12 protein-coding genes and 1 other annotated feature are annotated in these 12,848 nt (G+C 48.6%); of the genes, 8 read left to right on the top strand and 4 right to left on the bottom strand.

The genetic code is table 11. The annotated features are described in order from the left end of the window. Positions 1-73 precede the first annotated feature (73 nt). The 4 genes from B5D35_RS06085 to B5D35_RS06070 all read right to left on the bottom strand — a co-directional run bounded on the left by B5D35_RS06085 (position 74) and on the right by B5D35_RS06070 (position 4,872). Positions 74-1,174 carry a polyamine ABC transporter substrate-binding protein gene (locus tag B5D35_RS06085; RefSeq protein WP_078751703.1) on the bottom strand — a complete coding sequence of 367 codons (1,101 nt, stop codon included), beginning with the start codon at positions 1,172-1,174 and terminating at the stop codon, positions 74-76. A gap of 141 nt (positions 1,175-1,315) precedes the next feature. Further along, complete coding sequence (locus tag B5D35_RS06080; protein ID WP_078751702.1) at positions 1,316-2,704, bottom strand: aspartate aminotransferase family protein; 1,389 nt, start codon at positions 2,702-2,704, stop codon at positions 1,316-1,318. Between the two features lie 55 nt (positions 2,705-2,759). Next, complete coding sequence (locus B5D35_RS06075) at positions 2,760-4,106, bottom strand: glutamine synthetase family protein (RefSeq protein WP_078751701.1); 1,347 nt, start codon at positions 4,104-4,106, stop codon at positions 2,760-2,762. Then, a complete protein-coding gene (locus B5D35_RS06070) occupies positions 4,093-4,872 on the bottom strand; it encodes a gamma-glutamyl-gamma-aminobutyrate hydrolase family protein (protein ID WP_078751700.1) in 780 nt (259 codons plus the stop codon). The genes B5D35_RS06075 and B5D35_RS06070 overlap by 14 nt, the downstream gene beginning before the upstream one ends. A gap of 320 nt (positions 4,873-5,192) precedes the next feature. Between B5D35_RS06070 and B5D35_RS06065 the strand changes: the two genes are divergently transcribed. From B5D35_RS06065 to hisH, 8 genes are all read left to right on the top strand, one after another. Continuing rightward, positions 5,193-6,602: a glutamine synthetase family protein gene (locus tag B5D35_RS06065; protein ID WP_170915132.1), complete on the top strand. Its 1,410-nt coding sequence runs from the start codon at positions 5,193-5,195 to the stop codon at positions 6,600-6,602. Positions 6,603-6,678: 76 nt separating this feature from the next. After that, positions 6,679-7,155, top strand: a complete 477-nt coding sequence (locus tag B5D35_RS06060; RefSeq protein ID WP_078751699.1) for a YchJ family metal-binding protein — start codon at positions 6,679-6,681, stop codon at positions 7,153-7,155. A 63-nt stretch (positions 7,156-7,218) separates the two neighbouring features. Beyond that, positions 7,219-7,404 (top strand): hypothetical protein, encoded by a 186-nt coding sequence (locus tag B5D35_RS06055; RefSeq protein ID WP_078751698.1) that lies wholly within the window; start codon positions 7,219-7,221, stop codon positions 7,402-7,404. A 287-nt stretch (positions 7,405-7,691) separates the two neighbouring features. Further along, positions 7,692-7,829 (top strand) — a sequence feature (His leader region). A gap of 72 nt (positions 7,830-7,901) precedes the next feature. After that, positions 7,902-8,798: an ATP phosphoribosyltransferase gene (hisG, locus tag B5D35_RS06050; protein WP_078751697.1), complete on the top strand. Its 897-nt coding sequence runs from the start codon at positions 7,902-7,904 to the stop codon at positions 8,796-8,798. A 3-nt stretch (positions 8,799-8,801) separates the two neighbouring features. After that, positions 8,802-10,097: a histidinol dehydrogenase gene (hisD, locus tag B5D35_RS06045; RefSeq protein ID WP_078751696.1), complete on the top strand. Its 1,296-nt coding sequence runs from the start codon at positions 8,802-8,804 to the stop codon at positions 10,095-10,097. Between the two features lie 19 nt (positions 10,098-10,116). Further along, complete coding sequence (hisC, locus tag B5D35_RS06040) at positions 10,117-11,157, top strand: histidinol-phosphate transaminase (RefSeq protein ID WP_170915133.1); 1,041 nt, start codon at positions 10,117-10,119, stop codon at positions 11,155-11,157. A 26-nt stretch (positions 11,158-11,183) separates the two neighbouring features. After that, positions 11,184-12,251: a bifunctional histidinol-phosphatase/imidazoleglycerol-phosphate dehydratase HisB gene (gene hisB, locus B5D35_RS06035; RefSeq protein WP_078751694.1), complete on the top strand. Its 1,068-nt coding sequence runs from the start codon at positions 11,184-11,186 to the stop codon at positions 12,249-12,251. After that, complete coding sequence (gene hisH / locus B5D35_RS06030) at positions 12,251-12,847, top strand: imidazole glycerol phosphate synthase subunit HisH (RefSeq protein ID WP_078751693.1); 597 nt, start codon at positions 12,251-12,253, stop codon at positions 12,845-12,847. Before hisB ends, hisH begins: the two co-directional genes overlap by 1 nt. The last annotated feature ends 1 nt before the right edge of the window (position 12,848 follow it).

Raw genomic sequence — 12,848 nt, 5'->3', positions numbered from 1 at the left:
TCCCTGTCACTTCTCAGGCTTTATTCAGGTTTTGTATTTGGGGGAAAGCCCACGATAGACTTTCCCCTCCTCATTACCTGCCCGTCTTCATTCGGGTCCACGTTCGGTTGTTTAAGCGACTGATCTTAAGCGGTAACACTTCGGACACGAAAAGCTTCGCCATAACCTCTTGGGAAGGATAGATGGAAGGGTTATTCAGGACGTCAGGATCCACCAGCTTATTAGATGCTGGATTTGGATTGGCATACGCCACGTAGTCCGTGATCGGTGCAATCACTTCAGGGCGCAGGATGTAATTCATAAAGGCGTGTGCATTTTTAGCGTTCTTAGCATCAACAGGAATGGCCATCATGTCGAACCACAGCTGTGCGCCTTCACTAGGAATGGCGTAGTCAATGACCTGCCCATTCCCGGCTTCTTCAGCACGATATGCGGCTTGGAAAATGTCTCCAGAAAAACCGTAAGCAAGACAAATATCACCGTTTGCAAGGTCAGTGATATAGCGAGAAGAATGGAAATAGGTCACATAGGGGCGGATTTTCGCTAATGCTTCTCCCGCTTCTTTATAGTCACTTTTCTTCGTGGAGTTTGGATTGTGACCTATGTATTGCAGCACTTGTGGCATAACTTCATCGGCGGAATCCACCATCGCAATACCACAATCTTTTAGCTTGGCGGCGTATTTCGGATTAAGCAGTAAATCCAGTTTGTTCTCTGGAATGTCATCGCCAAGGCGCGCTTTGATTTTATCGACGTTATAGCCAATGCCATTGGTTCCCCACATATAGGGGATCGCGTATTGGTTGCCTGGATCGGCCATTTCAAGGCGTTGCATCAGTTTTGGATCAAGGTTTCCGCTGTTCGTCAGTAGGCCCTTATCCAATGGCTGGAATGCACCTGCTTTGATTTGTTTAGCGAGGAAGTTGTTCGACGGTACGACGAGATCATAGCCTGAGTTGCCTGACAGCAACTTCGCTTCGAGTACATCGTTACTGTCATAGACATCGTAAGTGACTTTGATGCCCGTTTCTTTCTCGAAGTTTTCAATCGTATCTTCGGCGATGTAATCGCTCCAATTATAAATACGAAGAATTTCCTCAGCATGTAGCCCAGTTGAAACCATTAGGCCTGCAAGCACGGTTGCCGTGACCTTGAGTCGGGTTGCCATCTTCATGTTCTCTCCTTTGGGTGCTTTCTTTTCGGAGTTAGCTCCACACTGATTAACTCATCACTAAAGAGAGCGTCAGTGTTGATGGTTTGCTGATGCTCAAGAGCACCAGCGCTTTAAACCGTTTTGGTGCTATTTAACGAAGCGTCAAACAACGCCCTGAGCCTGCAAATGCGATAGCGTCAATTCCAATGCCAACCAGGCTTCCTCAATCAATTCGTCCACTTCTTCATGGGTGATCACCAACGGGGGGCTGATGATCATGGTGTCACCGCAGGCACGCATGACGAGACCGTTCTCGACACTGAGATCCCGGCAAATCTCGCCAATACCCACGTTTTCGCCAAATCGCGTGCGTGTTGCTTTATCCTTCACCAGCTCAATTGCAGCAACCAATCCCACCCCACGCGCCTCACCCACCAACGGATGCTCTACCAGTGTTTGCCATTTCGCTTGAAGGTAAGGTCCAATGTCACTTTTTACATAGTGAATGAGGTTTTTTTCTTTGATGACTTTAAGGTTTTCCAGTGCAACCGCTGCAGCAACAGGATGACCTGAATAGGTATAACCATGGTTAAAGTCACCGCCTTTTTCCTCAAAAACATTGGCAACTCTATCACTCACAATCACGCCACCCATCGGCATATATCCCGATGTCATTCCTTTCGCAATCGGCATAAAGTCAGGTTTGATACCGTAATATTGGCTACCAAACCATTCGCCAGTACGCCCAAATCCACAAATAACTTCATCGGCAATCATTAGGATGTCGTATTTCGCCAGAATGCGGTTGATTTCAGGCCAGTAGGTTGACGGTGGGATCACCACATCACCCGCGCCTTGAATAGGCTCAGCAATAAACGCTGCCACCTTGTCTTCTCCAATGTCGAGGATCGCTTTTTCCAATTCCTGTGCTGCCTGAATACCGAACGCTTCAGGAGAAAGATCACCACCTTCCCCAAACCAATAAGGCTGGGGAATATGGTGAATTCCAGGAATAGGTAGGCCGCCTTGTTTGTGCATGGCTTTCATGCCACCCAAGCTGGCACCCGCGACAGTGGAGCCGTGATAGCCATTGTGACGTCCGATAATGGTGAACTTTTCAGGTTGACCCTTGACTGACCAATAGTGACGCACCATGCGAAGAACCGTATCGTTGGACTCGGACCCTGATCCCGTAAAGAACACTTGGTTCATATGCTCAGGTGCCAATGCGGCAATTTCTTTTGCCAATTCAACAACCGGTGGATGCGCACACTGAAAGAAACTGTTGTAGTAAGGGAGTTCCATCATTTGGGCGTAAGCCACATCCGCGAGGCGTTTTTCACCATAACCGATATTGGTACACCAAAGGCCTGCCATACCATCAAGAATACGGTTGCCGTCGCTGTCCCAGATATAGACGCCTTCCGCACGCACAATCATTCTCGCTCCCTTTTCTCGAAGCGACTTGTGATCGCTGAACGGGTGCAAATAATGTGCGTTGTCCAATGCTTGCAGAGATCGTGTATCTAGATTTTGCGCGGCGTGAGTCATATCGCCTCCCACATCCTTGTACGTGACTGATTGGCAACCTGTAGGTTGTCCCCGATTACACTGTTAGTAGCAGAAATTCACGTTCCCACGAGCTGATCACTCGTTTGAAATTCTCCTGTTCTTTTCGTTTCACGGCGATGTAACCACGGGCGAAAGATTCACCTAAGTACTCCGCCACTTCATCACAATCCTCCATTCGCTCCAGTGCATTTTCTAAGGTGTAAGGCAACGCAGGGCTCCGAAGTTCATAGTTTCTGCCTTGGGCTGGTGGTGTGGGTTTGAGGTCTTTCACCATACCTATGTAGCCGCAAAGCAGACTTGCCGCTATCGCGATATAGGGGTTCGCATCCGCTCCCGGTAACCGGTTTTCAACACGACGGCTTTGTGGCGAACAACTGGGAACACGTAGGCCACAAGTGCGGTTTTCTTCTCCCCACTCCACATTGACGGGCGCAGAGGTGTCAGGAAGGAATCGGCGGAATGAATTCACATTCGGCGCAAACATGGGAAGCATTTGCGGAATGTATTGTTGAAGGCCAGCGATGTGCCCATAGAACAGCGACGAGCCGGTTCCGTCTTCGTTGGTGAAAATATTTTTGCCGGTTTCAGTACTCACAATGCTTTGGTGAAGGTGCATCGCGCTACCGGGTTCATCCGTGATGGGTTTGGACATAAAGGTCGCCACGACTTCATGCTTGAGAGCCGCTTCACGTAAGGTACGTTTAAACAAAAACACCTGGTCGGCTAATACGAGAGGGTCACCATGACGGAAGTTGATCTCCATCTGTGCCACACCTTCTTCATGGATCAAGGTGTCAATGGCGAGTCCTTGCGTTTCACACCAGTCATACATGTCTTCAAACAGCGGATCGAACTCGTTGGCAGCATCAATAGAGAATGACTGACGCCCCGTTTCCACGCGCCCTGAACGGCCAATCGGGGGTTCCAACGGCAAATCAGGATCGTCGCAACGCGCCGTGAGATAAAACTCCATTTCAGGCGCAACAACAGGTTTCCAATTGTTGTCTTCGTATAGCTTCAGCACTTTCTTCAGTACATTGCGAGGTGTCAGGTCGATAGGATTTCCCATCTTATCGAAGGTGTCATGAATGATTTGCGCAGTTTTCTCAATCGTCCATGGGAGCAGGTAAACTGCATCTTCATCGGGCTTACAAATGAAGTCGATGTCCGCTTCATCAAGCAATGCATAATACAAATCGTCGTCGACATAGTCTCCCGTGACGGTTTGTAATAGCACACTTTCAGGCAGCCTCATTTCTCCTTCGTGGAGAAACTTATCGACGGGTGCAATTTTACCGCGAGCAATCCCTGACAGGTCGCTGACGACACACTCCACCTCGGTGATTTCGTTGTCCTTTAACCATTTCTTAAGCTTGTTCATAGTCTTTCTCACGTTCCTTTGCCCTCAGCCGACAGGCGTTTCCGAATACTTCGAAGATAGCTGAATAAAAAGGATTTTTTGTGACCTCCCACTCAGGATGCCACTGAACCCCTAGAGCAAAATGTTTAGCATGTATGACAGAGACAGCCTCAATGAGACCATCTGGCGCGTACGCTTCCGGCCGCAATCCCTTGCCTAATCTGTCTATGCCTTGAGTATGAACAGAGTTAACATCAGCAGAGGAACGGCCCCACACCTCGCAGAGCACGCCCCCCGGTTCAATTTCAATTGTGTGAGACAAACCATATTGCACCTCTACAGGTGCTGTTTTGTCTTCACGGTGTTCAATATAGCCACCCACATCGTGCAATTTTTGATGAAGGGAACCACCAAACGCCACGTTCATTTCTTGGAAACCTCGGCAAATTGCTAATACAGGAATACCTAGCTCGATCGCGCGTTTCATCATAGGCAGTGTGGTGGCATCACGCGCAGGATCATGATGGGTATCAGGATCACTGGCTTCGCCAGCGTAATGGTGAGGTTCGATGTTAGAAGGAGACCCTGCAAACATCAGTCCATCAACATTAGAAAGAAGTTGATCGATGGGTAAGGTATTTGCCAAAGCAGGAAGAATAATGGGGCAGCAACCCGCGCCGTCTACAACGCTTCGGACATACTTGTCGCCGGCAATATGGAAAGAATGCAGACCAAGCTGGCTGGTACACGCTGTTACACCAACACATGGCATGACAGATTTGGGCATAAACACCTCGACTTCCTATCGTTAAAAAGCACTGCTTACCCAGAAAGACAAATCGTTCACATGAACAAAGCGTTCAATTTTTCACACGCTACACGTTAAAAATAAATGACGCAAGAGAGCTAATCAACACTTCCAGTTAAATTATCAAACATTTTCTTAACATTGGTAATCCACCAATTCATAAGGATTTATCGCATTGATTTAACGCCAAAAGATGCAAATCGTGATCTTGGTCTCGGTTGACAAAATGGGCGGTTTACTATTCACTCAGGGATATCATTTGGAGTGATTGATATAATTTACACCCAGGTAGGTGACACATGCGATATCAAACAGACAGGGAAATGTTTACTTCAGCCGATGCCAATTTACCGGATATAAACGAAGCCGTTCAGTTTCTGAAAGACAACCCGGATGTTGAGTTTGTCGACCTGTTGCTTTTGGATATGAATGGGATTGTCCGAGGCAAACGTGTTGAAAAAGGCAAGCTCACAAAAGCCTACGAGTTGGGTATCGCACTCCCCATCTCCATCTATGGAATGAACATCAAAGGTACCCCCGTAGAAGAAACCGGATTAGGTCTGGAGATTGGCGAATCGGACGCCATTTGTTTTCCTGTCACAGGCACGCTTGCACGCCAGCCATGGCAAAAACGCGTGATTGCTCAATTACTTCTGGAGATGTACGAATCGCCAGAGACGCCCTTTTTTGGCGACCCAAGAATGATCCTCCGTCGCACGCTGAGACAAATGAAAGCGCGCGGTCTAACGCCAGTATCTGCATTTGAACTGGAGTTCTATTTGATCGATGCGAAAGATGCAGGTAAAGCTCCCTTACCCCCTATTTCCCCTGTGACCGGCAAACGTCCTGAAAACACACAAGTTTACTCGCTGGATGATCTCGATGAGTATGCCGATCTGCTGACGGAAATCATTGATGCTGCACGCGCGCAAGGGCTCCCTACGGATACCATAGTGGCAGAATCCGCACCGGGGCAGTTTGAGATTAATTTAAAGCACACAGATGACGCACTTGCATCTTGTGATCATGCTCTGCTGCTTCGACGTGTCATAAAACAAGTGGCGCATAACCACGAATATGATGTCACCTTCATGGCCAAGCTCTACGCCGATCAAGCGGGCAATGGCATGCATCTTCATCTCAGCTTACTCGATGACGACGGTAACAATGTGTTTGAACCCGCGCAGCAAGGCGAGATGACCGACACCTTGAAACACGCACTGGGTGGCTTACTCTCTTTGCTTCCCCATTACCTCGCCATTCTGTGTCCAAACATCAACTTTTATCGCCGTTTCAGCCCTGATTTCTATGTCCCCAGTGCGGCAACGTGGGGCGTAGAAAACCGCACAACAGCGTTGCGCATCCCAAGCGATGTTCCCGCAGCTACCCGAATCGAACACCGCGTAGCTGGCACGGATGCGAACCCTTACTTAATGATGAGTGCATTTCTCGCTTCCATCATGCATGGCATGGATAACAACATTGAGCCTCCAACGGAGATCGTCGGTAATGCCTACGATGTGCCAAATACTCCCTTGCCAAATAACCTTCGTGATGCGCTGCGAGAACTGAGTGACTGTGACATTCTCCGTCAGTATCTGGGCACAGATTTCATTGATGTCTTTGTAACGTGCAAAGAGAAGGAACTGGAAGAGTTCGAGCAACATATTACAACGCTGGAATATGACTGGTACTTAAGAACCTTTTAGCGTCTTGAACAACTTGACTAACACGAGAACGATTCAGAGAATATGCGCGATTTTTTATTAATTCGGTGTCTTATTCATGACCGCAGAACTTTGCCCTTGTGGTAGTCAGGCTAACTACAGTCAATGCTGTGAACCTATCCACTTAGATCACGCGAAAGCCGATCATCCAGAGAAATTGATGCGTTCTCGCTACAGTGCGCACGTCAAAGGTTTGGTCGATTATGTCGTCAATACCTATCACTCTTTCTGCGGTGCGGAACAACATCGAGATGCCATTGCCGATTCCATTAACAGCGAATGGTTGATGCTCCAAGTGCTGAACAGTTCTGTAGACGCCAATGGCAAACAAGGCTTCGTCGAATTTAAAGCCCATTATATTGATGACGGGAAGCAATACACGCTGCATGAAAAGTCACGATTTTTGAATGAAGAAAAAGACGGTAAAAACCTTTGGTTTTATATCGACGGCGAATACCCAAAAGCGGAAAAAGTAGGACGTAACGATCCGTGTCCTTGTGGAAGCGGTAAAAAGCACAAAAAGTGCTGCGGTTAAAAAACACTCAAGAAGTTCAATAGTTAGCCGATAACATGGGGGAGCAAATCATGGAGCATTGCGATGACTTGGTTCCCCAAAATTTCAGACCTGTCACCTCAAAAAGTGCACACGGTGTTGAAACAAGATAAAGCAAAACAACAGCAGCAGAAAATCACTGAGGAAGAAGAGCGCGAAGAGGTCGAACAAGAACCGTCGCCATCAGAGACTCAAAAGAAGAAGAACAGTCTGCTGGATATATACATATAACGAATACTATTTCTGGGTGCGCGAGCACATCGCACGGCCCCACCTTCGTTTGCACTTATTCCTATATATTACCGTCACTTGCCTTTCATATGCTCGCGTCCTTTTTTTTCAAAATACCGACTTTTTATGGCTCTGTGTTAACAGCACCGCTAAATGGCAAAATCCCTCAATTACTTGTTGCAATATTTAGTGAGTTTGTTAGTGTGATTACCAAGTAGACGTTAAACGTCCTGCAAATTTGAATCACGGAACGAGATACGCAGTATGCAGCAATCGCTAATGACCATTCACCATCATCACCATCCTGAGTAGTCTTTCGGGAGAGTTGGTTTCGACTGGAAGACGAGGAGAAGTTCTTCCAAGGTCATAAAACGCGAACATAAGTTTCAGACCCCCGGAAGAGCACCTTCCGGGGGTTTTTTACTTTTTAGGATTTAAAAATTGCGCTCAGACTTCAAGGAAATAGCGGTCGAGCGAAAAGATACAGGGAATAGATCATGCAAACAGAACGTCTAAGAATTGCCATTCAGAAAAAAGGCCGCCTTGCGAAAGAGTGTCAGGAACTGCTCAAGCGTTGCGGTGTGAAAATCAACTTTTCCGGTGACCGCTTAGTGGTTCACGCAGAGAACATGCCTATCGATTTGTTATTGGTTCGTGATGATGACATTCCCGGCCTTATCATGGATGGCGTGGTAGATCTTGGCGTGATTGGCGAAAACGAACTGGAAGAAGTTCGACTAGAGCGTGTTGCACTAGAAGAACCAAGCGAATTCAATAAACTTCGCCGACTCGGTTTTGGTGGGTGTCGTCTTTCTGTGGCCGTCGAAAAAGGCCAAGAGTATAACGGCCCTCAAGATTTGGCAGGCAAACGTATTGCCACTACCTACCCTAACATTCTTAAAGATTACCTTGATAAGCAAGACGTGAAATTCAGCACCTGTATGTTGAATGGTTCAGTAGAAGTTGCCCCACGCGCGGGTCTGGCTGATGCTATCTGTGACTTGGTTTCAACAGGTGCAACGCTGGAAGCGAACGGTCTGAAAGAAGCTGAAGTCATCTTCCGTTCAAAAGCAGTGCTAATTCAACGCACGGGCGAGTTTGCCCAAGATAAAGCGGCACTGATCGACCGCTTGTTGACCCGTATAAACGGCGTGATTCAAGCAAAAGAATCCAAATACATCATGCTTCATGCGCCAAGTGATACGCTGGAGAAGATTGTTGAGCTGCTTCCAGGCGCAGAGGACCCTACCATCTTGCCACTGGCACACGACAAACAGCGCGTCGCTGTACATCTGGTGAGTACCGAAAATCTGTTCTGGGAAACCATGGAAAAGCTCAAAGAACTGGGTGCCAGCTCAATTCTGGTACTGCCGATTGAGAAGATGATGGAGTAAGCCATGAAAACAGTGGTTTGGAAATCGCTCGGTGAACAACAGCAGGAGAAGGCCTTAGAGCGCCCTGCTATCTCTGAAAGCGCATCAATCACTGATGCGGTGACATCGGTCATTAATGATGTCCGCACGGGTGGCGATGCTGCGCTCAAAGCACTGACAGAGAAATTCGATAAAGTCGTCCCTGAAAACATCCGTGTTTCTCAGGAAGAAATCGATGCAGCGGCTTCTCGTCTGGGCGATGAAATTAAGACTGCTCTGAAGCAGGCTTACGACAACATCGTCTGTTTCCACAAAGCGCAAAAAGCAGAGCCTCTCACGGTTGAAACCATGCCTGGTGTCGTCTGTGAATTGGTTACCCGCCCGATCAACCGTGTCGGCTTGTATATTCCTGGCGGCAGCGCACCATTGCCTTCAACCGTATTGATGCTGGGCGTGCCGTCTCAAATCGCGGGATGTCGAAAAGTGGTGCTGTGTTCCCCACCGCCGATTGCGGATGAAATTCTTTATGTTGCCAAGCTTTGCGGTATCGATCAGGTATACAACCTTGGTGGTGCACAAGCGGTAGCAGCAATGGCCTACGGCACGGAAACCGTCTGCAAAGTCGACAAAATCTTCGGTCCAGGCAATGCCTTCGTGACAGAAGCTAAGCGTCAGGTCAGCAATGATCATTCAGGCGCGGCAATCGACATGCCCGCAGGCCCTTCTGAAGTATTGGTGATTGCGGATGAAGACGCAGATGCAGATTTCGTAGCCGCTGATCTTCTCAGCCAAGCAGAGCACGGCCCAGACTCTCAAGTTGTACTGGTAACACCTTCACCTGTGCTCGCCGAGAAAGTGGCAGACGCTGTTCAAAAACAATTGAAACAGCTAACGCGTGCAGACATTGCAAGCCAAGCATTGGGTTCAAGCGTGATCATCATTGCAGAGAGCCTCCCTCAATGCGTGGCTATCTCTAACAATTACGGTCCTGAACACTTGATTGTTCAGACTAAAAATCCACGTGAACTTCTTCCCCTTTTGGACAATGCAGGCTCAATTTTCTTGGGTGCATGGTCACCAGAATCCGTGGGGGATTACGCGTCTGGCACCAACCACGTATTGCCCACATACGGTTACACCCGAACCTATTCAAGCTTGGGTCTCGCAGACTTTAGCAAGCGCATGACGGTACAAGAACTGTCAGCGAACGGATTACAGGCTCTCGCCCCCACCGTGGTGGCGATGGCCAATGCAGAAGGCTTAGACGCGCACCGCAATGCAGTGACTATTCGCGTCGAAAAGCTCAACAAATTACAGTGATTTAGGGGTTTCTATGGACATAGAAAAATTAGCCCGTAAGGATGTTCAAGCATTGACCCCTTACATGTCCGCCCGTCGTTTGGGTGGCTCTGGTGATGTTTGGCTAAATGCCAACGAATCACCGTTCAACAATGAATACACCATCAACGGTGCGGGTCTAAACCGCTACAGCACCTGTCAGCCAGAAGAGCTGATCCGTGCTTACGCTGAGTATGCAGGTGTTCGCCCAGAGCAAGTACTGACCTCGCGCGGTGCGGATGAAAGCATTGAGCTTCTCGTTCGCACGTTCTGTGAAACAGGCGAAGACAGCATTCTGTTCTGCCCACCTACTTACGGCATGTACAGCATCAGTGCAGAAACAGCGGGTGTTGCACGTAAGACCGTACCGCTGACAGATGAATGGCAGCTTAACCTGCCAGAAATCGAGAAAAACCTCGACACCGTGAAGTTGGTGTTTGTATGTAGCCCAAATAACCCAACCGGTAACTTGATCAACCGGAACGACATCGAAGCGTTGCTGGAAATGACGGCCGGTCGTGCGTTAGTTGTGATGGATGAAGCCTACATCGATTTCTGTCCGGAAGCGTCAACGGTTGACCTTCTGGTTCGCTATCCTAATCTGGCCATCCTTCGCACTTTGTCAAAGGCGTTTGCGCTGGCGGGTTTGCGCTGTGGCTTCACTCTGGCAAATCAGCAAATCATCCAGTTGATGCAAAAAGTCATCGCACCATACCCAGTCCCAGTGCCAGTCACTGAGATAGCCTGTCAGGCACTGAACGAAGCAGGCCTAGCACGCATGAAGTATCAAGTGCTGGATTTGAATGCAAATCGCGCTTACTTACAAGCAGGTCTTTCAATGCTCTCTGGCGTGGAAGTATTTGATGGATACGGCAACTACCTGCTGGTGAAATTCCCTGACGCTGAACTGCTATTTAGTGCCCTTTGGGATCACGGCATTATTCTCCGCCGTTCTCCAATCGAAGGCTGCATTCGCATCAGCGTCGGCAACCGTGAAGAGTGCGAAAAAACGTTAACCTTTATCCGCCAACAGTTGGCATAAAAGCGCGAAACAAAAAGGAATTTGTTGTGAAAGAAAAAATCCTCTTTATCGACCGTGACGGCACTTTGATTGTCGAGCCACCTGTGGATTTTCAGGTTGATAGACTCGACAAGCTCAAGCTTGAGCCGTACGTCATCCCCTCACTGCTGGCTTTGCAGGATGCAGGCTACAAGCTGGTGATGGTCACTAACCAAGACGGTTTGGGCACTGACAGCTATCCACAAGCCGACTTCGATGCACCGCATGACATGATGATGGAGATTTTCGAATCTCAAGGCGTGAAATTTGCGGATGTACTGATTTGTCCTCACTTTGACAACGAAGGCTGTAGCTGCCGCAAACCAAAACTGGGCTTGGTGAAAGACTATTTGCAGCAAGGCCGCGTCGATTTCAAAACCTCGGCCGTGATTGGCGATCGTCAAACTGATCTGCAATTGGCCGAGAACATGGCTATTCGCGGCATTCAGTACAACCCAGACACCATGGGCTGGCAAAAAATCCTCAAGGACCTGACCACCAATCCACGCATCGCGACGGTTGTGCGCACCACGAAAGAAACCGACATCCGTATTACGGTGAACCTAGATGAAAGCGGCGGTAACAGCATCAATACTGGCCTCGGTTTCTTTGACCACATGCTGGATCAAATCGCCACGCACGGCGGTTTCCGCATGGAAGTGGCAGTTGAAGGTGATTTGCACATTGATGACCACCACACGGTGGAAGACACTGCTCTGGCATTAGGCCAAGCACTGAAAGATGCCTTAGGTAACAAGCGCGGTATTGGCCGTTTTGGTTTCAGTCTTCCGATGGATGAATGCCTTGCACAGTGTGCGCTCGACTTGTCTGGCCGTCCTTATCTGAAATTTGACGCCACCTTCTCACAAGAGAAAGTCGGTGACCTCTCTACCGAAATGGTGGAACACTTCTTCCGCTCGTTGACTGATACGCTGGCGTGCACCCTGCACCTGTCTTCAAACGGTGACAACACGCACCACATCGTAGAAAGTCTGTTTAAAGCGTTCGGACGTACATTGCGTCAGGCAATTCGCGTGGAAGGTAATGAATTGCCAAGCAGCAAAGGGGTGTTGTAATGAGCAAGATCGTTATCATTGATACCGGTTGTGCCAACGTCAGCTCAGTACGCTTCGCCATTGAGCGATTGGGCTACGATGTGACAATCAGTCGCGACCCCGACGTTGTTCTAGCCGCAGACAAACTGTTTTTACCAGGCGTCGGAACCGCAACCGAAGCCATGAAAAACTTGGAAGAGCGCGATTTGATTGCGCTTGTCCGTCAGGTAAAGCAGCCACTTTTGGGCATTTGCCTTGGCATGCAACTTCTCGGTAAATCTTCACAAGAAGGGAAAGAGGCAGTGAACTGTCTGGGTCACGTCAATGCCGACACTACCTTGATGGAAACGGGTGATCTTCCGTTGCCTCACATGGGTTGGAACACAGTAACCCCTGTCAACAATCACCCTCTGTTCAAAGATATTCCTGAAAACAGCTATTTCTACTTCGTGCACAGCTACGCCATGCCTGTTGGTGATTACACCATCGGCCAGTGCGATTACGGCAAGCCTTTCACTGCTGCGGTACAAAGTGGAAATTACTACGGTGTGCAATTCCACCCAGAGCGTTCCAGCAAAGCGGGCGCACAACTGATTAAGAACTTTTTGGAGTTATAAG

Source organism: Enterovibrio nigricans DSM 22720 (assembly GCF_900167155.1).
GTDB classification, from domain to species: Bacteria; Pseudomonadota; Gammaproteobacteria; order Enterobacterales; family Vibrionaceae; genus Enterovibrio; species Enterovibrio nigricans.
The sequence above is the reverse complement of the archived record's forward strand: the minus strand, read 5'-3'. Positions and strand labels throughout refer to the sequence as shown.

Bases quoted from the DNA above. Each gene is read 5' to 3' on its own strand.
- B5D35_RS06085 (WP_078751703.1), bottom strand. From the start codon at position 1,174: ATGAAGATGGCAACCCGACTCAAGGTCACGGCAACCGTGCTTGCAGGC.
- B5D35_RS06080 (WP_078751702.1), bottom strand. From the start codon at position 2,704: ATGACTCACGCCGCGCAAAATCTAGATACACGATCTCTGCAAGCATTG.
- B5D35_RS06075 (WP_078751701.1), bottom strand. From the start codon at position 4,106: ATGAACAAGCTTAAGAAATGGTTAAAGGACAACGAAATCACCGAGGTG.
- B5D35_RS06070 (WP_078751700.1), bottom strand. From the start codon at position 4,872: ATGCCCAAATCTGTCATGCCATGTGTTGGTGTAACAGCGTGTACCAGC.
- B5D35_RS06065 (WP_170915132.1), top strand. From the start codon at position 5,193: ATGCGATATCAAACAGACAGGGAAATGTTTACTTCAGCCGATGCCAAT.
- B5D35_RS06060 (WP_078751699.1), top strand. From the start codon at position 6,679: ATGACCGCAGAACTTTGCCCTTGTGGTAGTCAGGCTAACTACAGTCAA.
- B5D35_RS06055 (WP_078751698.1), top strand. From the start codon at position 7,219: ATGACTTGGTTCCCCAAAATTTCAGACCTGTCACCTCAAAAAGTGCAC.
- hisG (WP_078751697.1), top strand. From the start codon at position 7,902: ATGCAAACAGAACGTCTAAGAATTGCCATTCAGAAAAAAGGCCGCCTT.
- hisD (WP_078751696.1), top strand. From the start codon at position 8,802: ATGAAAACAGTGGTTTGGAAATCGCTCGGTGAACAACAGCAGGAGAAG.
- hisH (WP_078751693.1), top strand. From the start codon at position 12,251: ATGAGCAAGATCGTTATCATTGATACCGGTTGTGCCAACGTCAGCTCA.